The organism is Pseudomonas sp. FG98, assembly GCF_057808595.1.
On the sequence record NZ_JBMDIJ010000004.1, the window covers coordinates 1 to 24,789 of the forward strand.

The 24,789-nt window shown below is 62.6% G+C and carries 23 protein-coding genes and 1 pseudogene; 13 read left to right on the forward strand and 11 right to left on the reverse strand.

What is annotated here, in order from left to right; translation table 11 throughout:
• Window positions 1–97 precede the first annotated feature (97 nt).
• On the reverse strand, window positions 98–1,633 hold the full coding sequence (gene gpmI / locus ACODSK_RS03995; RefSeq protein ID WP_489014064.1) for a 2,3-bisphosphoglycerate-independent phosphoglycerate mutase: 1,536 nt from the start codon (window positions 1,631–1,633) through the stop codon (window positions 98–100).
• A 214-nt stretch (window positions 1,634–1,847) separates the two neighbouring features.
• Between gpmI and ACODSK_RS04000 the strand changes: the two genes are divergently transcribed.
• From ACODSK_RS04000 to secB, 3 genes are read left to right on the forward strand one after another with little or no spacing between them, the layout of a single operon-like run.
• A complete protein-coding gene (locus tag ACODSK_RS04000) occupies window positions 1,848–2,264 on the forward strand; it encodes a rhodanese-like domain-containing protein (protein WP_489014065.1) in 417 nt (138 codons plus the stop codon).
• Window position 2,265: 1 nt separating this feature from the next.
• On the forward strand, window positions 2,266–2,520 hold the full coding sequence (gene grxC, locus ACODSK_RS04005) for a glutaredoxin 3 (RefSeq protein ID WP_489014066.1): 255 nt from the start codon (window positions 2,266–2,268) through the stop codon (window positions 2,518–2,520).
• A gap of 40 nt (window positions 2,521–2,560) precedes the next feature.
• Window positions 2,561–3,040: a protein-export chaperone SecB gene (gene secB, locus ACODSK_RS04010; protein WP_075804911.1), complete on the forward strand. Its 480-nt coding sequence runs from the start codon at window positions 2,561–2,563 to the stop codon at window positions 3,038–3,040.
• A 163-nt stretch (window positions 3,041–3,203) separates the two neighbouring features.
• On the opposite strand, the gene trmL is transcribed toward secB, so the two are convergent.
• Window positions 3,204–3,659 carry a tRNA (uridine(34)/cytosine(34)/5-carboxymethylaminomethyluridine(34)-2'-O)-methyltransferase TrmL gene (gene trmL / locus ACODSK_RS04015; protein WP_064302627.1) on the reverse strand — a complete coding sequence of 152 codons (456 nt, stop codon included), beginning with the start codon at window positions 3,657–3,659 and terminating at the stop codon, window positions 3,204–3,206.
• On the opposite strand from trmL, the gene ACODSK_RS04020 reads away from it, so the two are divergent.
• Window positions 3,658–4,098, forward strand: coding sequence for a hypothetical protein (locus ACODSK_RS04020; RefSeq protein WP_489014067.1), 441 nt, complete (start codon window positions 3,658–3,660; stop codon window positions 4,096–4,098). The two genes, trmL and ACODSK_RS04020, sit on opposite strands and share 2 nt — an antisense overlap.
• Before the next feature lie 295 nt (window positions 4,099–4,393).
• Here the strand turns inward: ACODSK_RS04020 and ntrC are convergent, their stop codons facing one another.
• The 5 genes from ntrC to glnA form a co-directional block, all read right to left on the reverse strand.
• Entirely contained in the window at window positions 4,394–5,830 is a 1,437-nt protein-coding gene (gene ntrC, locus ACODSK_RS04025; protein WP_489014068.1) for a nitrogen regulation protein NR(I), read from the reverse strand.
• Window positions 5,827–6,912, reverse strand: a complete 1,086-nt coding sequence (gene glnL, locus ACODSK_RS04030) for a nitrogen regulation protein NR(II) (protein ID WP_489014069.1) — start codon at window positions 6,910–6,912, stop codon at window positions 5,827–5,829. Before glnL ends, ntrC begins: the two co-directional genes overlap by 4 nt.
• 306 nt (window positions 6,913–7,218) lie before the next feature.
• On the reverse strand, window positions 7,219–7,710 hold the full coding sequence (locus tag ACODSK_RS04035) for a YkgB family protein (RefSeq protein WP_489014070.1): 492 nt from the start codon (window positions 7,708–7,710) through the stop codon (window positions 7,219–7,221).
• A 14-nt stretch (window positions 7,711–7,724) separates the two neighbouring features.
• Window positions 7,725–8,174, reverse strand: a complete 450-nt coding sequence (locus ACODSK_RS04040) for a cupin domain-containing protein (RefSeq protein ID WP_489014072.1) — start codon at window positions 8,172–8,174, stop codon at window positions 7,725–7,727.
• Between the two features lie 147 nt (window positions 8,175–8,321).
• Window positions 8,322–9,728 (reverse strand): type I glutamate--ammonia ligase, encoded by a 1,407-nt coding sequence (glnA, locus tag ACODSK_RS04045; protein ID WP_489014073.1) that lies wholly within the window; start codon window positions 9,726–9,728, stop codon window positions 8,322–8,324.
• 330 nt (window positions 9,729–10,058) lie between these two features.
• On the opposite strand from glnA, the gene thiI reads away from it, so the two are divergent.
• Together thiI and typA are read left to right on the forward strand one after the other, a co-directional pair.
• Window positions 10,059–11,513 carry a tRNA uracil 4-sulfurtransferase ThiI gene (gene thiI / locus ACODSK_RS04050; protein ID WP_489014074.1) on the forward strand — a complete coding sequence of 485 codons (1,455 nt, stop codon included), beginning with the start codon at window positions 10,059–10,061 and terminating at the stop codon, window positions 11,511–11,513.
• 115 nt (window positions 11,514–11,628) lie between these two features.
• Window positions 11,629–13,452, forward strand: coding sequence for a translational GTPase TypA (typA, locus tag ACODSK_RS04055; RefSeq protein WP_489014075.1), 1,824 nt, complete (start codon window positions 11,629–11,631; stop codon window positions 13,450–13,452).
• A 163-nt stretch (window positions 13,453–13,615) separates the two neighbouring features.
• Here the strand turns inward: typA and ACODSK_RS04060 are convergent, their stop codons facing one another.
• Entirely contained in the window at window positions 13,616–14,020 is a 405-nt protein-coding gene (locus ACODSK_RS04060) for a YkgJ family cysteine cluster protein (RefSeq protein ID WP_489014077.1), read from the reverse strand.
• Window positions 14,021–14,229: 209 nt separating this feature from the next.
• Here ACODSK_RS04060 and ACODSK_RS04065 point away from each other — a divergent pair, with 209 nt between their 5' ends.
• From ACODSK_RS04065 to ACODSK_RS04075, 3 genes are all read left to right on the forward strand, one after another.
• Window positions 14,230–16,680 carry a glycogen/starch/alpha-glucan phosphorylase gene (locus ACODSK_RS04065; protein WP_489014078.1) on the forward strand — a complete coding sequence of 817 codons (2,451 nt, stop codon included), beginning with the start codon at window positions 14,230–14,232 and terminating at the stop codon, window positions 16,678–16,680.
• 144 nt (window positions 16,681–16,824) lie between these two features.
• Entirely contained in the window at window positions 16,825–17,835 is a 1,011-nt protein-coding gene (locus ACODSK_RS04070; protein ID WP_489014079.1) for a class 1 fructose-bisphosphatase, read from the forward strand.
• A gap of 7 nt (window positions 17,836–17,842) precedes the next feature.
• Complete coding sequence (locus ACODSK_RS04075) at window positions 17,843–18,439, forward strand: DUF924 family protein (RefSeq protein WP_489014081.1); 597 nt, start codon at window positions 17,843–17,845, stop codon at window positions 18,437–18,439.
• 122 nt (window positions 18,440–18,561) lie between these two features.
• Here ACODSK_RS04075 and ACODSK_RS04080 read toward each other — a convergent pair whose 3' ends face one another.
• Both ACODSK_RS04080 and ACODSK_RS04085 read right to left on the reverse strand, forming a co-directional pair.
• Window positions 18,562–19,392, reverse strand: a complete 831-nt coding sequence (locus ACODSK_RS04080; RefSeq protein WP_489014277.1) for a methyl-accepting chemotaxis protein — start codon at window positions 19,390–19,392, stop codon at window positions 18,562–18,564.
• A 24-nt stretch (window positions 19,393–19,416) separates the two neighbouring features.
• Window positions 19,417–20,454: pseudogene (locus tag ACODSK_RS04085) on the reverse strand (HAMP domain-containing protein); the annotation flags it as partial.
• A 227-nt stretch (window positions 20,455–20,681) separates the two neighbouring features.
• Between ACODSK_RS04085 and bamE the strand changes: the two are divergent.
• Window positions 20,682–20,936 (forward strand): outer membrane protein assembly factor BamE domain-containing protein, encoded by a 255-nt coding sequence (gene bamE, locus ACODSK_RS04090; RefSeq protein WP_330076028.1) that lies wholly within the window; start codon window positions 20,682–20,684, stop codon window positions 20,934–20,936.
• The gene (locus ACODSK_RS04095; protein WP_489014279.1) at window positions 20,936–21,499 is read left to right on the forward strand and encodes a lipocalin family protein; all 564 of its coding nucleotides are present in this window, start codon (window positions 20,936–20,938) and stop codon (window positions 21,497–21,499) included. Before bamE ends, ACODSK_RS04095 begins: the two co-directional genes overlap by 1 nt.
• Before the next feature lie 366 nt (window positions 21,500–21,865).
• Here ACODSK_RS04095 and ACODSK_RS04100 read toward each other — a convergent pair whose 3' ends face one another.
• A complete protein-coding gene (locus tag ACODSK_RS04100; protein WP_489014082.1) occupies window positions 21,866–23,230 on the reverse strand; it encodes a formimidoylglutamate deiminase in 1,365 nt (454 codons plus the stop codon).
• A gap of 143 nt (window positions 23,231–23,373) precedes the next feature.
• Here ACODSK_RS04100 and hutC point away from each other — a divergent pair, with 143 nt between their 5' ends.
• Window positions 23,374–24,084, forward strand: a complete 711-nt coding sequence (gene hutC, locus ACODSK_RS04105) for a histidine utilization transcriptional repressor HutC (RefSeq protein WP_489014281.1) — start codon at window positions 23,374–23,376, stop codon at window positions 24,082–24,084.
• Complete coding sequence (locus tag ACODSK_RS04110; protein WP_489014083.1) at window positions 24,081–24,659, forward strand: HutD/Ves family protein; 579 nt, start codon at window positions 24,081–24,083, stop codon at window positions 24,657–24,659. The genes hutC and ACODSK_RS04110 overlap by 4 nt, the downstream gene beginning before the upstream one ends.
• Window positions 24,660–24,789: the final 130 nt, after the last annotated feature.

Sequence of the window (24,789 nt, forward strand, 5' to 3'; positions counted from 1 at the left end):
CCCAATCGCCGGCAATGCCGGCTCCCACAGGGTCCGAGGCGAACACAGAACCTTGTGGGAGCCGGCAGTGCCGGCGATGAGGCCTGAACAGGCGAAATCAGGCTTTGACCAGAATCGAAGTACCGGTCATTTCCGCCGGAATCTGCATGCCCATCAGGGTCAGCATGGTCGGCGCCACGTCCGCCAATACGCCGCCTTCGCGGACCTTGAGGTCGCGCTTGCCGTAATAGATGAACGGCACCGGCTCAGTGGTGTGGGCGGTGTGCGCCTGGCCGGTGGATTCGTCTTCCATCTGCTCGACGTTGCCGTGGTCGGCAGTGATCAGCGCTTCGCCACCGACCTTGTCCAGCGCCGCGGTGATGCGGCCGACGCAGGCGTCCAGGGCTTCCACGGCCTTGACCGCGGCGGAGAACACGCCGGTATGGCCGACCATGTCGCCGTTGGCGTAGTTGACCACGATCACGTCGTAGCGCTGCTGCTCGATGGCCTCGACGATGCGGTCGGTGACTTCCGGTGCGCTCATTTCCGGCTGCAGGTCGTAGGTGGCGACCTTCGGCGACGGGATCAGGATGCGTTCTTCGCCCGGGAACGGCTCTTCACGGCCGCCGGAGAAGAAGAAGGTGACGTGGGCGTACTTCTCGGTTTCGGCAATGCGCAGCTGGGTCTTGCCGTTGTTGGCCAGGTATTCGCCGAGCACGTTGTGCAGGCTGGCCGGGGCGAAGGCGGCCGGGGCCGGGATCTTTGCCGAGTACTGGGTCAGGCCGATGTAGGCCGCCAGTTTCGGCAGGCGGGCGCGGGGGAATTCGTTGAAGTCCGGTTCGACGAACACGCGGGAGATCTCGCGGGCGCGGTCGGCGCGGAAGTTCATGAAGATCACCGCGTCGCCGTCCTCGACCTTCACCGCTTCGCCAATCCGGGTGGCCTTGACGAATTCGTCGCTCTCGTCGCGGGCGTAGGCGGCTTCGAGGCCGGCCAGGGCGCTGTCGGCGCTGTAGTCGGCGACGCTGTCGACGATCAGGTTGTAGGCGGCGCTGACGCGGTCCCAGCGGTTGTCACGGTCCATTGCGTAGTAGCGGCCGATCAGGCTGGCGATGCGGCCCTTGCCCAGTTTGGCGAAGGTGGCGTCGAGCAGTTCGATGGACGATTGCGCGCTGCGCGGCGGTGTGTCGCGACCGTCGAGGAAGGCGTGCAGGTAGATGCGCTCGGCACCACGCTGTGCGGCCAGTTCGGCCATGGCGACCAGGTGGTCCTGGTGGCTGTGCACGCCGCCATCGGAGAGCAGGCCGAGGATATGCACGGCCTTGCCGGCGCCCACGGCCTTGTCTACCGCGCCGGTAAGTACCGGATTGGTGAAGAACTCGCCGTCGCGGATGGCCTTGGTCACCCGGGTGAAGTCCTGGTACACGACCCGGCCGGCGCCGAGGTTCATGTGGCCGACCTCGGAGTTGCCCATCTGCCCGTCAGGCAGGCCGACATCCATGCCGGAGCCGGAGATCAAGCCGTGCGGTTGGGTAGCGCGCAGGCGATCGTAGACCGGTGTATTGGCGGCAAAGATGGCGTTGTACTCGGGGCTTTCGCTGTGACCGAAACCATCCAGGATGATCAGGACCAAAGGCTTGGGCGTGCTCGTCATCAAAATCTACTCACGGTTGTAGATGAGAAAGGTCCGCATTTTAGGGCAAATTGGCCAGCCTTGACGAATTTCACGTCCCTTGCACGACGCGCGTCCCGACAGGCTGCAGCAAGATGATGAGAATTGCTGTCGTTTACCCCATGCGGCAGGCTTTGGCGGCCCATTGCTGCTGTGTATACTGGCCGCCATTTTTAATGACCTGGAACACCCTCCGATGGTTGCTCATCTGATTGAATTCGCGACAAATCACTACCTGCTGGTTGCTATCTTCCTGGTTCTGCTGGTCCTGCTGATTGTCTACGAGGCCCGCAAAGGCGGCCGCAGCCTGAGCAATGGCGAGCTGACCGCGCTGGTCAACGGCGACAAGGCCGTGGTGATCGACATTCGTCCGAGCAAGGAATTCTCCGCCGGCCACATCGTTGGTGCGGTGAACATTCCGCAGGACAAGTTCGCTGCCCGTATCGGCGAGCTGGAAAAGCACAAAGGCAGCAAGACCCTGATCATCGTCGACAACATGGGCCAGCACTCCGGCGCCATCTGCCGCGACCTGCTCAAGGCTGGTTTCACCGCTGCCAAGCTGTCCGGTGGCGTGTCCAGCTGGAAAGCCGACAACCTGCCGCTGGTGAAGTGACATGGCCCAGGTCACCGTCTACTCCAGCGACTACTGCCCTTACTGCATCCGCGCCAAGCAGCTGCTGTCGAGCAAAGGCGTGGCCTTCGAAGAAATCAAGGTCGATGGCAAGCCCCAGGTGCGTGCGCAAATGAGCCAGAAGGCCGGGCGCACCTCGGTGCCGCAGATCTGGATCGGCGACACCCACGTCGGTGGTTGCGACGACCTCTACGCGTTGGAGCGCGCCGGCAAGCTCGACGCCCTGCTCAACGCGTGAATCCCAAACCCTCTAAAGACCCTGCAAAGAAGGATCTGTCATGACCGAGCAAAACAACGGCGCTGCCGAAGACAGCGCACCGCAATTCTCCCTGCAGCGCATCTACGTGCGTGACCTGTCGTTCGAAGCGCCGAAAAGCCCGGCGATCTTCCGTCAGCAGTGGGAGCCGAGCGTTTCCCTGGACCTGAACACCAAGCAGAAAGGCCTGGAAGGCGACTTCCACGAGGTCGTGCTGACCCTGTCGGTAACCGTGAAGAACGCTGACGAAGTGGCCTTCATCGCCGAAGTCCAGCAGGCCGGTATCTTCCTGATCAAGAACCTCGATGCGGCTTCGATGAGCCACACCCTGGGCGCCTTCTGCCCGAACATCCTGTTCCCTTACGCTCGCGAAGCCCTGGACAGCCTGGTCACCCGTGGTTCGTTCCCGGCGCTGATGCTGTCCCCGGTCAACTTCGACGCCCTGTACGCGCAAGAGATGCAGCGCATGCAGGAAGCTGGCGAAGCGCCTTCGCTGCAATAAGCGTTGGTGGTATGAGAAAGCGCCCTTCGGGGCGTTTTTTTATGGCAGTTGGATTTGTGTTGAGGTCGAAGGCCTCATCGCTGGCAAGCCAGCTCCCACAGAGTCAGCACAGGCTTTGAGACTTGTGCAGTACCTGTGGGAGCTGGCTTGCCAGCGATGCTTTTCAGGCAAAGCCTTGCTGGCGCCAGGCCTCGTAGACCGCTACAGCGACGGTGTTGGACAGGTTCAGGCTGCGGCACCCCGGCCGCATCGGCAGGCGCAGGCGCTGACCGCTTTCCAGGGCATCCAGCACCTCTGCCGGCAGCCCGCGGCTCTCAGGCCCGAACAGGAACGCATCCCCCGGCTCGAACGCCACCTCATGGAACGGCTGCGAGCCCTTGGTGGTGAAGGCGAACAGGCGCGGCTGCCCGAGGCTTTCCAGGCACGATGCCAGGTCGGCATGGCGCTTGAGCGTGGCGTATTCGTGGTAATCCAGGCCTGCCCGGCGCAGGCGCTTGTCGTCCAGTTCGAAACCGATTGGCTCGATCAGGTGCAGGTCGCAGCCGCTGTTGGCACAGAGCCTGATAATGTTGCCGGTATTGGGCGGAATTTCCGGTTGAAAAAGGATCACGTGAAACATGCACGGCTCCGAGCATAAAGATGACGGGCATTCTACTCCTGACGAGCCCGATGAGCGTTCGAAATCCTGGCCGCGGGTGCTGTTTTCCCTGGCGCTGTTCGGGATGCTGGTCGGCCTGATGATCGGCCGCCTGACCGCACCCGAACCCCGGGTGCTGGAACAGGTGGAGGTGGTCGCCGGCGGGTTGGACCTGTGGTTCAACGAAGAACCGAAGCTGCACGGCGAAGTGGTCGAAGGCACCGTGGCGCTGCTGTTCGAAGCGGAAGGGAAGGCGGCGAAGGGGCAATTGAGCTTCGGCGACAAGCCGGTGAGCTGGCGGCTGCGCAAGACCGATCAGGGTCTGTTGCTGAGCCTGGTGGCGGCCCGTCCACTGCAGGCCCGCTGGGCGGGAGAGTCAGTGGAGGACCGCTGGCGTGTGCAGGTGAGACTGCACGAATAAAAGAGGGGAATCCCCGGCCTGCCTGTACCAAGGCCCCCAAAACTGGAGATGTCTGTATTAATGCAGGGGCTGTGCCAACTTTACGAAACCGCTGTAAATCAAGGGTTTCAGGCTGTTTTGAGGTATTTCACCCTGATTGAGTAGGGATTTTTGCCTTCCGGCGGTGCGTCGGGGGCGATTTCGGTTCATCAATGGGGCATTCATGCCGTCGTCCGGCTGAAACGACCGCGGGGCCGGGCCTGTTCACAGATTCCTGTGACAGGCGCCGGCCCCGCGTTCTTTTTAGCTTGTGCGATCAGGACTCTTCGTCGTCGCCCTCGTCCGCACCGTCCACCTTCATGCCCAGTTCCTTGATCTTGCGGGTCAGGGTGTTGCGGCCCCAGCCCAGCAGCACAGCAGCGTCGCGACGGCGGCCGGCGGTGTGCTTGAGGGCGGTCTCGATCATGATCCGCTCGAAACTCGGCACGGCGCTGTCGAGCAGGCTCGACTGGCCGCGGGACAGTGCCTGGTCGGCCCACTGGCGCAGGGCCTGCTCCCAGTTGGTCACTGGCGCGGCGTCCTGCGGCAGGCTCAGCAACTCCGGTGGCAGGTCGCCGACATGCACTTCGCGACCCGAGGCCATGACCGTGATCCAGCGGCAGGTGTTCTCCAGCTGGCGCACGTTGCCGGGCCACGGCAGGTTGCGGATGAATTCTTCGGTTTCCGCCTTGAGCAGCTTGGGCTCCACCGCCAGTTCCTGTGCCGCGCGGCCGAGGAAATGCCGGGCCAGGGTCGGAATATCCTCGCGGCGATCGGCCAGGCGCGGGATATGGATGCGGATCACGTTGAGGCGGTGGAACAGGTCTTCACGGAACTTGCCGGCCTGGACCAGGGTTTCCAGGTTCTGGTGGGTCGCCGCGATGATCCGTACATCGACCTTGACCGGCGTATGCCCGCCGACGCGGTAGAACTCGCCATCGGCCAGTACCCGCAGCAGGCGGGTCTGGGTGTCGGCCGGCATGTCGCCGATCTCGTCGAGGAACAGGGTGCCACCGTCGGCCTGTTCGAAACGCCCGCGACGCAGGTTGGCCGCGCCGGTGAAGGCGCCTTTTTCGTGGCCGAACAGCTCGGACTCCATCAAGTCCTTGGGAATCGCCGCCATGTTCAGCGCGATGAACGGTGCAGCGGCACGCGGGCTGTGGCGGTGCAGGGCGTGGGCGACCAGTTCCTTGCCGGTACCGGACTCGCCGTTGATCAACACGGTGATGTTGGAGTGGCTCAGGCGACCGATGGCGCGGAACACCTCCTGCATCGCCGGTGCTTCACCGATGATCTCGGGAGTGCGGGTGAGGGCGGGCGCGACATCCATGCCTTGCTGTTCCTGGGCATGCTGGTTGGCGCGTTTGACCAGCGAAACCGCCTCGTCGACGTCGAACGGCTTGGGCAGGTACTCGAAGGCGCCGCCCTGGTAGGACGCCACCGCGCTGTCCAGGTCGGAGTGGGCGGTCATGATGATCACCGGCAGGCGCGGGTGCTGCTCGCGGATCTGTGCCAGCAGGTCGAGGCCGCTGGCACCCGGCATGCGGATGTCGGAGATGATCACGTCCGGCTGCTGGCGAGCGAGGCGACTCATGACGCCATCGGCACTGTCGAAGCTTTGGGTGGTCATGCCTTCCTGTTGCAAGGCTTTTTCCAGGACCCAGCGGATGGAGCGGTCGTCATCGACGATCCAGACAGTTTCACTACGGCTCATGAGGAAGCGGCTCCTTGTTCCAGTGGCAGGAAGATCGAGAAGGTGGTGTGGCCCGGGTGGCTGTCACATTCGATCAGGCCCTGGTGCTGGCTGATGATGTTCTGGGTGATGGCCAGGCCCAGCCCGGTACCGTCCGGGCGGCCGCTGACCATGGGATAGAAGAGGGTGTCCTGCAGTTCCGCAGGAATGCCGGGGCCGTTGTCGATGATCTCGATCTTGGCCACCAGGCGGTGACGGATGTGGCCGATGGTGAACTGGCGCATGGCCCGGCTGCGCAGGGTGATGCGGCCCAGGCGCAGTTCGTTTTGCGCGCTGATGGCCTGCATGGCGTTGCGCACGATATTGAGCACGGCCTGGATCATCTGTTCGCGGTCGATCAGCACGTCCGGCAGGCTCGGGTCGTAGTCGCGCACCAAAGTGATGCCGCCCTGGCTTTCCGCTTCCACCAGGCTGCAGACCCGCTCCAGCACTTCGTGAACGTTGGTCAGCGCCAGCAGCGGCAGCTTGTTCGAACCGAGCATGCGGTCGACCAGGTTCCGCAGGCGGTCGGCTTCTTCGATGATGACGTTGGTGTAGTCCTTGAGCCCCTCGTCGGGCAGCTCGCGCGCCAGCAATTGCGCAGCGCCACGGATCCCGCCCAGCGGGTTCTTGATCTCGTGGGCCATGCCGCGCACCAGCATCTTGGTGGTTTCCTGCTTCGACAGCTGGGCCTCTTCCTTGGTGATGCGCAGCAGACGGTCGCGGGGATGCACTTCGAGCAGCAGCAGGGTGCGGCCGTTGCTGAGGATCGGCGTGACGGCGTAGTCGACGGTGAGGCTCTGCCCGGTCAGGGAGGTGAGCTGGGCTTCGCGCTTGGTGAAGGGGTGGGCATGTTCCACCGCCTGGCGCAGGGAATTGAGTGCCTCGGTGGACTCGGTGAAGAGTTCGCTGATGAACTGGCCATGGCTGCGCTGGCCGCTGATGGCCAGGAGCATTTCCGCCGCCGGGTTCATGTACTCAAGGCGCAGTTCGGCGTTGAGCAGGATGGTGGCGGTGGTCAGGTTGTCCAGTAGCAATCGGTGCAGTGCATCGCTGATGGTCATGTGGCGTCTTTGACCTCTTTTGGCACATGTCGACCTGTGAGGGTCAGGGCGCGAACGCGTTCATTCGCTGATCCACGGAAAATGCAAAAAGCAAACCAAGGCTCCAAAAAGAAGCGGAAAACCAGGAGAAACTGGGGAATCTGCCCGAAAAAGGCCAGGATATGACCGGGATAGCGGGTATCAGTGACCCAAAATGGGATATGTAGGGCGCCTATTACTTTTATAGCGCACCAATATAGAGCAGTGGCTTCGAATTGGTTGCCCGACAGGGCTGGAGTGGTTCTCCAGGCCTGTCGGGCACTGTTGCTATGACGCTTTCGGTTTCGGGCAGTTGCCGGCCACCTGCAGCAGGCCGCTCTTGAGCAGCATGATCGAGCCCGCCAGCAGCACGGCATCCTTGATCAGGAAGGAGGTAGCGCCACCCATCGCCGGGAAGCCGCCCGCAGAGGCTTCCCATGCATTGGGTGTGGTGAAGATCAGGGTCAGGGTGGTCAGGTAGGTGACGCACGAGGCCGCAGCCGCGACCACGGAGACCCTGGGCAGCCATGCTCCGATGATCAGCCCGAAGCCGATCGCCCATTCCGCGACGCCGAGTGCATAGCTGGCGCCCTGTATGCCAAAGAGCTGATGCATCCACGACAGCAGCGGGCTGTTGCCGACGAGTGGTATCAACGCCTCGGCTTCATAGGGAAACCATTTGCTGTAGCCGAAGATTGCGAAGATCAGGACCAGTACCCAGCGCATGATCCGGATGTCCAGATCGCTGGCGAGCAGGTGTTTCAAGGCAGGTGAGATCATTCGAACGGCTCTCTTCATGGACTGACGTATGGAGCCGATGCTTGGTCGGAGTTTGACTGGCTCAGTGGCAGTGTCGTGTTGCCGGCATAGAACACGATCAGCTCTGCAGCTTGCTCACCGGTTCTTCCGCGATGTATGCGACCGACAGTTTCGGCCAGTGCGTCGCCGGCCTTGAGCAGCGTCAGGTGTTTTTCATCGTGGGTATCTACCAGTAGTTCACCGGACAGAAGGTAGCCGGCACTTGGCGTGGGGTGCTGGTGCCAGTCGAGGGTGGTGTGAGGCGGGATCAGGATTTTCAGCAGGGTCAACTGCGGTTGGCCACTGGGATACGACTGGTAGCTCGTTCCGTCCCAGGCGTGGGTGGCCTGGAGTAGAACGGTGGTTTCGGGTTTTCCATCGACAGCAGGAGTGGCGCACCCGACCAGGGGGAGGAGCAGGCCGAGCAGAGCAAATGGGCGGACCATGTGAACCTCGCTTGAATGAAGAGCGGGCTAGCATGGACGGAGGTAGAGGCAGGAAATATCGGGTGTTTCGCAGGGGGCTGTACGAAAAAGGCCCCCCGAGGGAGGCCTTTTCCACGTACTTACGCCGCTTGCGCGGGCGTCACTGGATCAGCAGCTGTAGTACAGGTCGTATTCCAGCGGGTGTACGAAGGTACGGACCTTGATTTCTTCTTCGGATTTCAGAGCGATGTAGGCATCGATGAAGTCGTCGGAGAACACGCCGCCCTTGGTCAGGAACGCACGGCCTTTGTCCAGTTCTTCCAGGGCCTCTTTCAGGCTGCCGCAGACTTGCGGGATTTCCTTGGCTTCTTCTGGTGGCAGGTCGTACAGGTTCTTGTCCGCTGCGTCGCCTGGGTGGATCTTGTTCTGGATACCGTCCAGACCGGCCATCATCAGTGCAGCGAAGGCCAGGTACGGGTTGGCAGCCGGATCCGGGAAGCGGGCTTCGATACGGCGGGCTTTCGGGCTGCCGACGTAAGGAATACGGATCGAGGCGGAACGGTTGCGAGCCGAGTAGGCCAGCATTACCGGAGCTTCGAAGCCTGGGACCAGACGCTTGTAGGAGTTGGTCGACGGGTTGGTGAAGCCGTTCAGGGCCTTACCGTGCTTGATGATGCCGCCGATGAAGTACAGGGCGGTGTCGGACAGGCCGGCATAGCCTTCGCCGGAGAAGGTGTTCTTGCCGTCTTTCCAGATCGACATGTGAACGTGCATGCCCGAGCCGTTGTCGCCGTACAGAGGCTTAGGCATGAAGGTCGCGGTGCGGCCGTAGGCATCGGCAACGTTGTGCACGACGTACTTCAGGGTCTGAACTTCGTCAGCCTTCTTCACCAGGGTGTTGAACTTGACGCCGATTTCGTTCTGGCCGGCAGTCGCCACTTCGTGGTGGTGAACTTCGACGGTCTGACCCATTTCTTCCAGTGCGTTGCACATGGCAGTACGGATTTCGTGGTCGTGGTCGAACGGCGGAACCGGGAAGTAGCCGCCTTTGACGCCTGGACGGTGGCCTTTGTTGCCGCCTTCGACGTCCTGGTCGGACATCCAGGAACCTTGCTCGGAGAAGATCTTGAACATCGAGCCGGAGATGTCGGACTTGAACTTCACTTCGTCGAAGATGAAGAACTCTGGCTCTGGACCGGCGTAGGCGGTGTCACCGATGCCGGTGCTCTTCAGGTACTCTTCGGCGCGCTTGGCGATCGCACGTGGGTCGCGATCGTAGCCTTGCATGCTGGAAGGCTCGATGATGTCGCAGACCAGGATCAGGGTCGGCTCTTCGGTGAACGGGTCCAGAACGGCGGTGTCGTCGACCGGCATCAGGATCATGTCGGAGGCTTCGATGCCTTTCCAGCCAGCGATGGAGGAACCGTCGAACATCTTGCCGACTTCGAAGAAGTCGTCTTCCAGCGCGTCACGGGCTGGCATGGTGACGTGGTGCTGGGTGCCGCGGGTGTCAGTGAAGCGCAGATCAATCCATTTAACGTCATGATCTTTGATGAGTTGAACCGACTTCGACATGGTGTCCTCCGGGTGGGGTAGAGCTTGCCTGTGCAGCCCTTGAATTTGGGTGATGCCGGGCCGGAATACTCGACCAAGGCAACCTGCCTCACAAGGGAGCAAATTGCATGCCAGTGCCCAAAAACGGGATTTATGCCCCGTTTTCTCGCGTTTCAGCCCTTTGAGCAGTAAATGTCGATTTTTTATGCACTCTTTGGATGCGTAAAAATGTCTAGCTGAACCAAATTGGTGCACAAGAAAGCATTCGGACAAAAGTTGGTCAAACCTTGAGCAATTTCCGCTATAATCCGCGCCCCCCTTTTTCGGCTGGCCGCTCGCGCGCTGTTTTCCATGAAACTGATCGTCAAAGTCTTTCCAGAAATCACCATCAAGAGCCGCCCGGTCCGCAAGCGGTTCATTCGTCAGCTCGGCCGTAATATCCGCGCCGTGCTGCGTGAGCTCGATCCCGAGGTCAAGGTCGATGGCGTCTGGGACAACCTCGAGGTGGTGACCCGCGTCGAGGACGAGAAAGTACTGCGCGAGATGACCGAGCGCCTGACCTGCATGCCGGGGATCGCGCATTTCCTGCAGGTCGACGAATACCCGCTGGGCGACTTCGACGATATCGTCGCCAAGTGCAAGACCCACTTCGGCCACCTGCTGGCCGGCAAGCGCTTCGCCGTGCGCTGCAAGCGCGGCGGCCATCACGACTTCACCTCGATGGACGTCGACCGCTACGTCGGCAGCCAGTTGCGCCAGCAGTGCGGTGCCGCTGGCATCGACCTGCGCAACCCGGAAGTGGAAGTGCGTATCGAAGTGCGCGACAAGCGCCTCTACGTGATCCACAACCAGCACAAGGGCATCGGCGGCTACCCGCTGGGTGCGCTGGAGCAGACCCTGACCCTGATGTCCGGCGGTTTCGACTCCACCGTCGCCGCCTATCAGATGATGCGTCGCGGCCTGATGACCCACTTCTGCTTCTTCAATCTTGGCGGCCGTGCCCACGAACTGGGGGTGATGGAAGTCGCCCACTACCTGTGGAAGAAATACGGCAGCAGCCAGCGCGTACTGTTCGTCAGCGTGCCGTTCGAGGAAGTGGTCGGCGAGATCCTCGGCAAGGTCGACAACAGTTATATGGGCGTGACCCTCAAGCGCATGATGCTGCGCGCCGCCACCCGCGTTGCCGATCGTCTGGAAATCGACGCGCTGGTGACCGGCGAGGCGATCTCCCAGGTGTCCAGCCAGACCCTGCCGAACCTCGCGGTGATCGACTCGGCCACCGAGAAGCTGGTGTTGCGTCCGCTGTTGGCCAGCCACAAGCAGGACATCATCGACCAGGCCAACGAAATCGGCACCGCCGAGTTCGCCAAGCACATGCCGGAATACTGCGGCGTGATTTCGGTGAACCCGACCACCTGCGCCAAGCGCCACCGCGTCGACCACGAAGAAAAGCAGTTCGATATGGAAGTGCTGGACCGCGCCCTGGAGCGCGCCCGCTACATCTCCATCGACCACGTGATCGACGAACTGGGCCAGGACGTCCAGGTCGAAGAACTGAGCGAAGCCCTGCCGGGCCAGATCGTCATCGACATCCGTCACCCCGATGCCCAGGAAGACGAACCTCTGCTGCTCGACGGCATCGAAGTCCAGGCCGTGCCGTTCTACGCTCTGAACAGCCGCTTCAAGCACCTGGATGGCAACCGTCAATATTTGCTCTATTGCGATAAAGGTGTCATGAGCCGCCTGCATGCTCATCACCTGCTCAGTGAGGGACACGCCAATGTGCGCGTTTATCGCCCCGCCTAGGAAGCACGATGGCGATCGTTCCCGCCATCGTCCTCCCGACCGGATTTCCTGCTCCGTTTACTGAAACCCGCTGCCCTGGCGGCGGCACCGAATACCTGAGATCGAGATACACACAGTGATTGAGAATCTGCGCAACATCGCCATCATCGCCCACGTTGACCATGGTAAAACCACCCTGGTCGACAAACTCCTGCGCCAGTCCGGCACCCTGGAGCGTAACGAGCTCAACGACGAACGCGTCATGGACTCCAACGACCAGGAAAAAGAGCGCGGCATTACCATTCTGGCGAAGAACACCGCCATCAACTGGAATGGCTACCACATCAACATCGTCGACACCCCCGGCCACGCCGACTTCGGTGGTGAAGTAGAGCGCGTAATGTCGATGGTCGACTCCGTGCTGCTGCTGGTCGACGCTCAAGACGGTCCTATGCCGCAAACCCGTTTCGTGACCAAGAAGGCCTTCGAAGCCGGTCTGAAGCCGATCGTCGTGATCAACAAGGTCGACCGTCCGGGCGCGCGTCCTGACTGGGTTCTGGACCAGATCTTCGACCTGTTCGACAACCTGGGTGCCACCGACGACCAACTGGACTTCCAGGTTGTCTACGCCTCGGCCCTGAACGGCATCGCCGGTCTCGACCACACCGCCATGGCCGAAGACATGACCCCGCTGTACCAGTCGATCGTCGACAACGTGCCAGCCCCAGCGGTTGACCGTGACGGTCCGTTCCAGATGCAGATCTCCGCTCTGGACTACAACAGCTTCCTCGGCGTTATCGGTGTTGGCCGTATCGCCCGTGGTCGCGTCAAGCCGAACACCCCGGTCGTCGCCATCGACACCGACGGCAAGCGCCGCAACGGCCGTATCCTGAAGCTGATGGGTCACCACGGTCTGCACCGCGTTGACGTCGAAGAAGCCCAGGCTGGCGACATCGTCTGCATCAGCGGTTTCGACGAGCTGTTCATCTCCGACACCCTGTGCTCCCCGGACGCGGTCGAAGCGATGAAGCCGCTGACCGTCGACGAGCCGACCGTTTCCATGACCTTCCAGGTCAACGACTCGCCGTTCTGCGGTAAAGAAGGCAAGTTCGTGACTTCCCGCAACATCAAGGAACGTCTGGACAAAGAGCTGCTGTACAACGTTGCACTGCGCGTTGAAGAAGGCGACTCGGCTGACAAGTTCAAGGTTTCCGGCCGTGGTGAGCTGCACCTGTCGGTTCTGATCGAAACCATGCGTCGCGAAGGCTTCGAGATGGCTGTAGGCCGTCCTGAAGTGATCATCCGCGAAGTCAACGGCGTCAAGCAGGAGCCGTTCGAGAACGTCACCATCGACATCCCTGAAGAATCCCAGGGCAAGGTCATGGAAGAAATGGGCCTGCGTAAGGGCGACCTGACCAACATGGCGCCGGATGGCAAAGGCCGTGTGCGTCTGGAGTACAACATTCCAGCCCGTGGTCTGATCGGTTTCCGTAACCAGTTCCTGACCCTGACCAACGGTGCAGGCATCCTGACCTCGATCTTCGACCGCTACGACACCATGAAGTCCGGCCACATGTCCGGCCGTCTGAACGGCGTACTGGTTTCGGTCGAGACCGGCAAGGCCCTGACCTACTCCCTGGAAACCCTGCAGGCGCGCGGCAAGCTGTTCGTCGAGCACGGCCAGGAGATCTACAACGGTCAGATCGTTGGTCTGAACAGCCGTGACAACGACCTGGGCGTGAACCCGACCAAAGGCAAGAAGCTCGACAACATGCGTGCTTCGGGCAAGGACGAAACCATCGCCCTGGTTCCGCCGGTTCGTTTCACCCTGGAACAGGCTCTGGAATTCATCCAGGACGACGAGCTGTGCGAAGTCACTCCTAAGTCGATCCGTCTGCGCAAGAAGATCCTCGACGAAGGCGAGCGTACCCGCGCTGCCAAGAAAGCCAAGGCCAACTAAGCCCGGCTTGAAATGAAAAAGCCCCCGGTCGAAAGGCCGGGGGCTTTTTTTTGCCTGAAATTCTTCTGCTGTTCTTCAGGGCCTCATCGCTGGCAAGGCCAGCTCCCACAAGGTCCGCATGCACCGCCGAATCTGTGGGAGCTGGCTTGCCAGCGATGCTTTTTCAGCGGCTCACCGGCTTCGGCTTGTACGCACAGTACCCCGGCCGCGGCCCGATCCGCGGGTGGTTGCGGCAGGTGTCCGGGCGCTTGTCATAAATGGTGCACAGCCGGCTCTTGCGATCCAGATAGAGGCAGTCGTCGTTGCTCATCCGGGTCAGGGTGAAGATCCCGGACTTCTGGTTGAAGCGCTCGACGATGCCATCCTTCTGCAAACGCTTGGCGATATTCTTCGGCGGATCACCCATTTCGAACTCGTCCACCACGCCGATGCGGATCAGGTCTTTGAGCTTCACCTCCACCGGCAAGGTGCAACAGGTGGACATGCAGCTGCCGCACATATGGCTGGCGTACTTTTGCCACGTTTCGAGACGGTCGAGCTCGGCGGCGGCGATCAGGGTCGGTTTCATCAGGGGTCAGGCATATAGGTATAGGAAGGCGCGCGATCATACCGGAGTTGATCAAAATGTGAACAACGATTTGCGCGCTCCCCGGCAAGCGGTCCCGCTTTTGCAGCGCTTTACCATGAAAGGTGCGAACCAGCGCCTATGCACTGTGTCGAACCGTCTAGTCTGTCAGATCACCATCGGCAATCGTCAAATCCGCTCGAGGACCCCGCATGTCTCAGGAATCGAACGCTCGTGACGCAGAGGTGGCCGCGTTTCGCACCGCTGTGCTGGAAAAACTGACCTATGCGGTCGGCAAGGACCCGGAACACGCCTTCGACCATGACTGGTTCGAAGCCATCGCCCTGGCGGCCAGGGACCACATGGTCGATCACTGGATGGACCACACGCGGCAGATCTACCGCAGCAGCCAGAAGCGGGTCTATTACCTCTCCCTCGAATTCCTTATCGGCCGGCTGCTCTACGACAGCCTGAGCAACCTCGGGTTGCTGGAAGTGGCCCGCGAGGCCCTCGAAGGCCTGGACGTCGACCTGGAGCGCATCCGCCTGCTGGAGCCGGACGCGGCGCTGGGCAACGGCGGTCTCGGCCGGCTGGCAGCCTGCTTCATGGAAAGCATGTCGACCCTCGGCATCGCCGCCCACGGCTACGGCATCCGTTACGAACACGGGTTGTTCCGCCAGGCGGTGGTGGACGGCTGGCAGCAGGAACAGACCGAGAACTGGCTGGATTTCGGCAACCCCTGGGAGTTCGAACGGGCCGAGGTGATCTACCCGATCAGCTTTGGCGGCCGGGTGGAAACCGTGCACAACGGCGGCGGCGAGCCACGCCAGGTCTGGTGGCCGGCGGAAACCGTACGTGCGGTGGCCTATGACACCCCGGTGGTGGGCTGGCGCGGGGCAAGCGTGAATACCTTGCGCCTGTGGCGGGCGCGGGCGCTGGAAGAGCTGCACCTGGAGCGCTTCAACGCCGGCGACCATCTCGGCGCCGTCGCCGAAGTGGCCCGGGCCGAAAGCATTTCCCGGGTCCTGTACCCGGCCGACAGCACCGAGGCCGGCCAGGAACTGCGCTTGCGCCAGGAGTATTTCTTCGTTTCGGCATCGCTGCAGGACCTGCTGCGCCGCCACCTGAACATGCACGACACCCTGCTCAACCTGCCGGAGCAGGCAGCGATCCAGCTCAACGACACCCACCCGTCGATCGCCGTGGCCGAGCTGATGCGCCTGCTGGTGGACCAGCACGAAGTGCCGTGGGACACCGCCTGGAACCTCACCGTCAACACCCTTGCCTACACCAACCACACCTTGCTGCCGGAGGCCCTGGAGACCTGGGCGGTGAACCTGATGGAGCGCATGCTGCCGCGGCACATGCAGATCATCTACCTGATCAACGCGCACCATATCGACTCGTTGCGGGCCAAGGGCATCCATGACTTCGACGTGCTGCGCGCGGTGTCGCTGATCGAGGAAGACAACGGCCGCCGAGTGCGCATGGGCAACCTGGCGTTCCTCGGCTCCCACAGCGTCAACGGCGTCTCGGCGCTGCATACCAAGCTGATGCGCAGCACGGTGTTCTCCGAGCTGCACAAGCTCTACCCGGAGCGGATCAACAACAAGACCAACGGCATCACCTTCCGCCGCTGGCTGTACCAGTCCAACCCGCAGCTCACCGCCATGCTGGTGGACGCCCTCGGCGAGGACCTGCTGGACAGCCCCGAGACCAAGCTGCGCGGCCTGGAGCCGTTCGCCGACAAGGCTGCCTTCCGCAAGAAGTTCGCCGAGCAGCGCCTGCACAGCAAGCGGGCACTGGCGAGCATCATCCAGGAACGCCTGGGCATCACCGTCAACCCGGAGGCGATGTTCGACGTCCAGGTCAAGCGCATCCACGAGTACAAGCGCCAGTTGCTCAACCTGATGCACACCGTCGCGCTGTACCAGGCGATCCGCGCCGAGCCGGGCACCGACTGGGTGCCACGGGTGAAGATCTTCGCCGGCAAGGCGGCGGCCAGTTATCACCAGGCCAAGCTGATCATCAAGCTGGCCAACGATATCGCCCAGGTGGTCAACAACGACCCGACCGTGCGCGGCCTGCTCAAGGTGGTGTTCCTGCCCAACTACAACGTCAGCCTGGCGGAAAGCATCATTCCGGCGGCGGACCTGTCCGAGCAGATTTCCACCGCCGGCTACGAGGCTTCGGGCACCAGCAACATGAAGTTCGGCCTCAATGGCGCACTGACCATCGGCACCCTCGACGGCGCCAACGTGGAAATGTGCGAGCAGGTCGGTGCCGAGCACATGTTCATCTTCGGCCTGACCTCGCAGCAGGTGGAAGGCCGCAAGCGCAACGGCGATTTCAATGCCAGCCCGATCGTCGGTGCCTCGCACCGGCTCAACGACGTGCTCCAGGCGATTCGCGGCGGGGTGTTCTCGCCGGACGATCCGGCGCGCTACGTCGGCCTGGTGGATTCGCTGGTGGCCTACGACCGCTTCCTGCTCTGCGCCGACTTCGACGCCTACTGGGAAGCCCAGCGGCGGGTCGACGAGCTCTGGCACGAGCCCAATCGCTGGTGGCGCTCGGCGGTGCTCAACACCGCGCGGATGGGCTGGTTCTCCTCGGACCGGACCATCGGCGAGTACGCCCGGGAGATCTGGACCGCCCTTGAATGAATGGAACCGGCGCGGCGAACGGCGGGAACCAGATCCCGGATGTGCCGTCTGATCGGGCAGGGTTGTCCTACTGCTCGCCCGCGCCTGCCTCTCCCTGTAAACTGCGTGGGTTTTTCCTACTCCCTCATTCCTTCGGAGCCATACATGTCCCGCGTTACCCTGAGTCGCTATCTGATTGAGCAGACCCGTAGCAACAGCACCCCTGCCGATCTGCGCTTCCTGATCGAAGTGGTGGCGCGCGCATGCAAGGAAATCAGCCACAACGTGTCCAAGGGCGCCCTCGGCGGCGTGCTGGGCAGCATGGGCACGGAAAACGTGCAGGGCGAAGTCCAGAAGAAACTGGACGTGATTTCCAACGACATCCTCCTCGAAGCCAACGAATGGGGCGGTCACCTGGCCGGCATGGCTTCGGAAGAGATGGACAATGCCTACCAGATCCCGGGCAAATACCCGAAAGGCGCCTACCTGCTGGTGTTCGACCCGCTGGACGGTTCGTCGAACATCGACGTCAACGTCTCGGTCGGTACCATCTTCTCGGTACTGCGCTGCCCTAACGAATATCTGAGCCAGAACGAAAGCCTGAACGAAAAGGCCTTCCTGCAGCCGGGCACCAAGCAGGTTGCCGCCGGCTACGCCATCTACGGCCCGCAGACCATGCTGATCCTGACCCTGGGCAACGGCGTCAAGGGCTTCACCCTGGACCGCGAGCTGGGCAGCTTCGTCCTGACCCACGAGAACATCAAGGTTCCGGAAACCACCGCCGAATTCGCCATCAACATGTCCAACGAGCGTCACTGGGAAGCCCCGGTCAAGCGCTACGTCGGCGAACTGCTGGAAGGCGAGACCGGCCCGCTGAAGAAGAACTACAACATGCGCTGGATCGCCTCGATGGTGGCCGACGTGCATCGCATCCTGACCCGTGGCGGTCTGTTCATGTACCCACGCGATGCCCGCGAGCCGTCCAAGCCGGGCAAGCTGCGCCTGATGTACGAAGCCAACCCGATGTCCTTCATCATCGAACAGGCCGGCGGCGCGTCCACCGACGGCAACCAGCGCATCCTCGACATCCAGCCGGACAGCCTGCACCAGCGTGTGGCGGTATTCCTCGGCTCGAAAGAGGAAGTCCAGCGCGTCACCGGTTATCACCAGGAGTAACCAGGCCATGCTCGCACCTTGGCAGCCGCTGTTGGAATGGTGGTTCGGATGGGGCACCAGCCCGCAGGACGTCGCTGACGAGAAGAGCACGCTGTGGTTCGGCAAGCAGCACGACGCCGAGGCGCACGAGCGCTTCGGCCCGCTGGTCGAGCAGGCGCTGGCCGGTGGTCTGGAAGAGTGGCTGGAAAGCCCGCAGGGCTGGCTGGGGCTGGTCCTGTTGCTGGACCAGTTGCCGCGCATGATCTACCGCGACACGCCGCGCGCCTTCGATGGCGACCGGCGTGCCCAGGTCCTGGTGATGCAGGGCCTGGACCGCGCCTGGGATTACCAGCTGCTGCCGTTGCAGCGGGTGTTCATCCTGCTGGTGCTGGAGCATGCCGAGGTGCTGGATTGGCAGAACATCTGCGTCGAGCGCTACCAGACCTTGCTGGATGCCCAGCCGACGGCGGACCGGCGTCTGTTCGAAGGCTTCCTCGACTATGCCGAGCAGCACCAGCGGGTGATTGCGCGGTTTGGCCGGTTCCCGCACCGCAACCTGGTGCTGGGGCGGCCGAGTACCAATGAAGAGATGGATTTTCTGCTGGAGCCTGGCTCTCGTTTCTGATCCGGATTCTCTGCTGTTTTTGATTGCCAATCGCCGGCAACGCCGGCTCCCACAAGGTTCGGCGGTGCACTCCGATCACCTGTGGGAGCCGGCGTTGCCGGCGATTGGCCCTCAAGCTCACCTCAAATCCTGAAGCTTCCTACGAGATGCTTCAGTCGTTCCACCTGGTTCTCCAGGTCATGGCAGGCCCGCAACGTCGCCTGCAGGTTTTCTACCCCTTCCTGATTCAGCGTATTGATCTCGGTGATATCGACATTGATCGACTCCACCACCGCGGTCTGTTCCTCGGTCGCCGTGGCCACCGACTGGTTCATCCCGTCGATCTCGCCGATGCGCTGGGTCACGCTGCCCAGCCGCTCGCCCGCCTGGTTGGCGATGCCGACGCTGTGCTGGCTGTGATGCTGGCTCTCGGTCATGGTGCTGACCGCCACCTGGGCGCCGGATTGCAGCTCCTCGATGATCCGTTGCACCTGCTGCGCCGAGTCCTGGGTGCGGTGGGCCAGGTTGCGCACTTCGTCCGCCACCACCGCAAAACCACGCCCGGCCTCACCGGCCCGGGCTGCTTCGATGGCGGCGTTGAGCGCGAGGAGGTTGGTCTGCTGGGAAATCCCGGCGATCACTTCGAGGATCTGCCCGATATTCACCGTGTTGGCGTTCAGGGTTTCGATATTGCCGCAGGAGTCGCTGATCTTCGCCGATAGCTGGTTCATCACCTCGATGGTCTGGTTGACCACCTGCTGGCCATCTTCGGCCAGGCTGCGCGCGTCGCTGGAGTGCTGCGAGGCGAGGGCGGCGTTCTGGGCGATTTCCTGGGCGGCGGCGCCGAGCTGGTTGATCGCTGCGGCCACGCTGTTGGTCCGGCTCGATTGCTGGTCGGCGTTGTGGATCGACGCATTCGACGCACTGACCACCCGCAGGGCGACCTCGTTGACCTGGCCGGTGGCCGAGGCCACTTCGCGGATCGACTCGTGGATGCGCTCGACGAAGCGGTTGAACGACTGGCCCAGGGTGCCGAACTCGTCGTGGGCATGGATGTTCAAGCGGCGGGTCAGGTCGCCCTTGCCCTCGGCGATATCGTGCATGGCGCGACCCATCACATGCAGCGGCTCCATCAGCACGCGGATCAGCAGGCCGAGCAGGGCGATGATGATCAGCACGGCGGCAACGGTCGCCACCACGGCGGTGCTGCGCAGTTCGCTGAGCATGGCGAAGGCCGAGTCCTGGTCCAGCACCAGGGCTACGTACCAGTCCGCCGAGGGCACGCCGTCGACATGGCTGAAGACGATGAACTGCTTGCGCCCGTCGATCTCGACTTCCTTCAGGCCCTTGCCGATCACCGGGGCGCCCTGTGGATAAGCGTCCGCCAGGGTTTTCAGGGCCAGCTCGCCGTTGGGGTGGACGAGGATCTTGCCTTCGCCGTTGACGATGAAGGCATGGCCGTGGCCGTCGAAATTCAGCGAGTTGATGATCGCGCTGATGGTGTCCAGGGCGGTGTCCGCGCCGGCCACGCCGATCAATTGCCCGGCCTGCTGCACCGGGGTGGCGATGGTCACCACCAGCTTGCCGGTGGAGGCGGCGATGTAGGGCTCGGTGACCACGGTCTGGCCAGCGGCGCTGGCGCTCTTGTACCAGCCGCGTGCCCGCGGGTCGTAGTCGGCAGCGCGGTTGCCGGCTGGCACCGACTGCATGGCGCCATCCTTGCCGCCGAAATAGGTCAGGGCGAAGCTGGCGTTGTACACCGGCAGCGCCAGGCTGCGGCTCAGTGTGTCCTTGCCCGGGCCATCGACGGCGACCTGCTGGGCGAAGGAATTCAGCAGCTGGATGCGGCTGTCCAGCCAGGTGCGGATATTGCCGGCGGTCAGGCTGCCCAGCTCCTGCATCGAGGCTTCGCTACTGACCCGCAGCGACTGGCGCTGGCGGTAATCGTTGAACAGGACGAAGCCGGTAAAGGCGACCACCACCACGAGGGCAGCGGCCAGCAGGATCTTGTGGCTGAATTTCAGATTCTTGGTCATCGGGAGGTCACGCAATATACGGAAGGGGCGCGGCAATCCGCCGCAGCGCACCCTGTGTCGTCCGTCGCAGGAAAAAGATTAATCGGTTCCGCTAACGTTCCGACAAATGGAGATCGTTTGCGCGGTAATGAAAGCAGGGCCTTCGGGAACCGGAGTGAGATTTATCCTTCTAAGCTGTCGGCAGTGGTCTGGCCCATGTCACCTTCATTCCCAGGAGTATCCCTTCCATGTCGTTGCGTTCCCTCGCCCTCTTGTCCCTGTGTGTGTTGCTGGCTGCGTGCAGCAAGCTCAACCAGGAGAACTATTCCAAGCTCAAGACCGGTATGACCAAGGCGGAGGTCGAGAGCCTGCTGGGCAGCCCGACCGAGTGTTCCGGCGCCCTGGGTGTGTCCAGCTGTACCTGGGGGGATGAGAAGACCTTCATCAGTGTCCAGTACGCAGGTGACAAAGTGTTGATGTACGCGGGGCAGGGCCTGAAATGATGCGTCGCTCGCTGCTGGCATGCTGTGCTGCCCTGGCGTTGGCCGGATGTGCCACGCCGGAGGTCGGGCCCATGCCGCCGAAGACGGTGGATCACGTCGATTTCAAGCGTTACCAGGGCAAGTGGTATGAGCTGGCCCGGCTGCCGATGTACTTCCAGCGCGACTGCGCGCAGTCCGAGGCGCATTACAACCTGCGTGCGGATGGCAGCGTCGGGGTGCTCAACCGCTGCCTGACCCTGGACGGCGAATGGCAGGAAGCGAGCGGCAGTGCTACCCCGCAGGTGCCGGGCAAGACCGACAAGCTGTGGGTGCAGTTCGATAACTGGTTTGCCAAATTGCCCGGGGCGCCGAAGGGCAACTACTGGGTGCTCTATGTGAGCAGCGACTATCAGACGGCGTTGGTGGGCAATCCGGATCGTCGCTATCTGTGGATTCTGTCGCGCACGCCAACCTTGCCGGCGGTGGAGCGCGAGAGCCTGCTGGCCAAGGCGCGGCAGCAGGGGTATGACACCAGCCGGCTGGTGTGGCGGGTGGCGGATCGGGATATGGCGCGCAAGCACTGAAGTCTTGCAGTGATCTTTCTGGCCTCATCGCCGGCAATGCCGGCTCCCACAAGGTTTGGCGGCGTTCGCGATACCTGTGGGAGTCGGCGTTGCCGGCGATGAGCATGGGTATCTACACAACTTCAGATCACCACAAAATGATGCGCCGCCGCGTACCTGTGGGAGCGGCTGTTAGCCGCGATTGGGCGCGAAGCGGCCATAAAACCTGTGCCCTCGGTGTGTCAGGAAAACCTGGGACTCAGGTTTTACGACGGCTTCGCCGCCGATCGCGCGGTCCGGCGTCCCGGCTAACAGCCGCTCCCACAAGGTCCGTGTTGTACCTGATAGAGATGTGTAGATACCCATGCAGCGATGAGGCCATCAAATTCAACCCAGCAAGTCTTTCAATACCCGGGTAAAGGCCACCGCACTGTCCTCCTGCCCCGCATGCCGCCCCTGCTGCACCACCCAGCGGCCATTGACCATCACATCCCTGACCTGCCGATCCCCACCAGCAAACAGCCAGCGATTGAGAATATTGTCGCCGTCGGCCGTCGCCAGGTACGGATCCAGTCCATCCAGCACGATCCAGTCCGCCCGTTTGCCCACTGCCAGTTCACCGACCGCTTGTCCCAGTGCCTGGGCACCACCGTCCAGCGCGGCATCGAACAGGGTCCGTCCGACCATCGGCTGCGCCGCGCCATACAGGCGGTTGCGCCGCTGGTCGCGCAGGCGCTGGCCGTATTCCAGCCAGCGCAGTTCCTCGACAACGCTCAGCGATACATGGCTGTCCGAGCCAATCCCCATGCGCCCGCCCTGGGCGAGGAAGTCCACGGCCGGGAAGATCCCGTCGCCGAGGTTGGCTTCAGTGGTCAGGCACAGCCCGGCGATGGCCCGGCTCTTCGCCATCGCCGTCACCTCGTCCGCTTCGGCATGGGTCGCATGCACCAGGCACCAGCGCTCATCCACCTCGACGTTCTCGTACAACCACTGCAACGGCCGGCGCCCGCTCCAGGCCAGGCAGTCGTCGACTTCCTTCTGCTGCTCGGCAATGTGGATATGCACCGGGCAGGCCTTGTCGCTGGCGGCCAGCACCGTGGCGATCTGTTCCGGGGTGACCGCGCGCAGCGAGTGGAAGCACAGGCCCAGGGCCTGGGCCGGTTGCGCGGCCAGTAGCGGCTGCAGGCGCGCTTGCAGGTCGAGGTACTGCTCGGTGCTGTTGATAAAGCGTCGCTGGCCATCGTTCGGTGCCTGCCCGCCAAAGCCGGAATGACTGTAGAGCACGGGGAGCAGGGTCAGGCCGATGCCGCTTCCGGCCGCGGCGGCACTGATGCGCCGGGACAGCTCCACCGGGTCGGCATACGCCTGGCCCTGCGGGTCGTGGTGCACGTAATGGAATTCGGCGACCGAGGTGTAGCCGGCCTTGAGCATCTCGATGTACAGCTGGCGGGCGATGACTTCGAGCTGCTCGGGACTGATCTTGCCCACCAGCCGGTACATCAGTTCGCGCCAGGTCCAGAAGCTGTCGTTGGGATTGCCCGCCACTTCCGCCAGCCCCGCCATGGCGCGCTGGAAGGCGTGGGAGTGCAGGTTCGGCATGCCCGGCAGCAGCGGACCGGCCAGTTTTTCGGCGCCATCGGACGCGGCGTCGGCCTGCAACGATGCCAGCCTGCCGTCGGCGCCGACCTCGATTCGGACGTTTTCAGCCCAGCCGCTGGGCAACAGAGCACGCTCGGCAAAGTACACGGACATCGACACGGCACCTCGTTCTGGTTATTTGTATATACATATACAGACGTTTGCCTGCCCGGTAAACTCCGGCAAGCTACCGTTCATTCAATAGAACAAGGACTTTTCCAGTGCCGAAACCTCCTGTCTCCACGCTGGTTGCCCAGATGGGCGAGGGGCCGGCGCCGCTGTATGCCCGGGTCAAGCAAATGATCGTCCAGCAGATCGAGAGCGGCACCTGGCCGCCGCACCATCGGGTGCCCTCGGAAAGCGAGCTGGTCGCCGAACTGGGCTTCAGCCGCATGACCATCAACCGTGCCCTGCGCGAACTCACCGCCGAAGGGCTGCTGGTGCGCATGCAGGGCGTCGGTACCTTCGTTGCGGAACCCAAGACCCACTCGGCGCTGTTCGATGTACATAACATCGCCGATGAAATCGCCGCCCGTGGTCACCAGCACAGCTGCCAGGTGGTGACCCTGGCCGAAGAGGTCGCCGGCTCCGAGCGCGCCATCGCCCTGGACATGCGCGAGGGCCAGCGGGTGTTCCATTCGCTGATCGTGCATTACGAAAACGGCGTGGCGGTGCAGATCGAGGACCGCTACGTCAATGCGCAGATCGCCCCGGACTACCTCAACCAGGATTTCACCCGGCAGACCCCCTACGCCTACCTGTCCCAGGTCGCACCGCTGACCGAGGGCGAGCACGTGGTCGAGGCGATCCTCGCCGATGCCTATGAATGCAGCCTGCTGCAGATCGAACACAGCGAACCGTGCCTGCTGATACGCCGACGCACCTGGTCGGGTCGCCAGCCGGTCACCGCCGCCCGACTGATCCACCCCGGCTCCCGCCATCGCCTCGAAGGACGCTTCAGCAAATGACCGAGTTGACCCAGTTACGCGCCGCCGACTACCCACGCATGCCGTGGAAAAACGGCGGTGGCAGCACCGAAGAGATCACCCGCGACGCCGGCCAGGGCCTGGATGGCTTCGGCTGGCGCCTGTCGATCGCCGATATCGGTGAGTCGGGCGACTTCTCCAGCTTCGCCGGCTACCAGCGGATCATCAGTGTGTTGCAGGGCGATGGCATGGTGCTCGAGGTCGACGGCCAGGCCAGTCGCGTGCTCCTGCCTTTCGATGCCTATGTGTTCAGCGGCGAGAGCCAGGTCAGCTGCCGTCTGCTGGGTGGGCCGATCCGCGATTTCAACCTGATCTACGCCCCGCAGCGTTACCGCGCGCGGCTGCAGTGGTTCAGCGGTTACAGCCGGGTCTTCAGCTCGGCCAGCACGCTGCTGCTGTTCAGCGCCCAAGCGGCGTTGCAGATTGGCGTCAGCGGTCACGGCGAGCAAAACCTCGGCCTCTACGACTGCCTGTACCTCAAGGACAACCAGCAACTGCGCGAACTGGATATCACCGGGCGCTGCTGCCTGATCGAACTCATCGCTGTTTCCGAGTAACGCACCACTCCCGCACATTTTGTTACCGAATGCCCCAAGGTGGCGCAATGCCGCCTTGGTCCTCGCGCCACCCTTCCGCTGTTTTCCTCTCCCTCTGCAAGATTTCCCGGCCTTGTTCCACAAGGGCTGT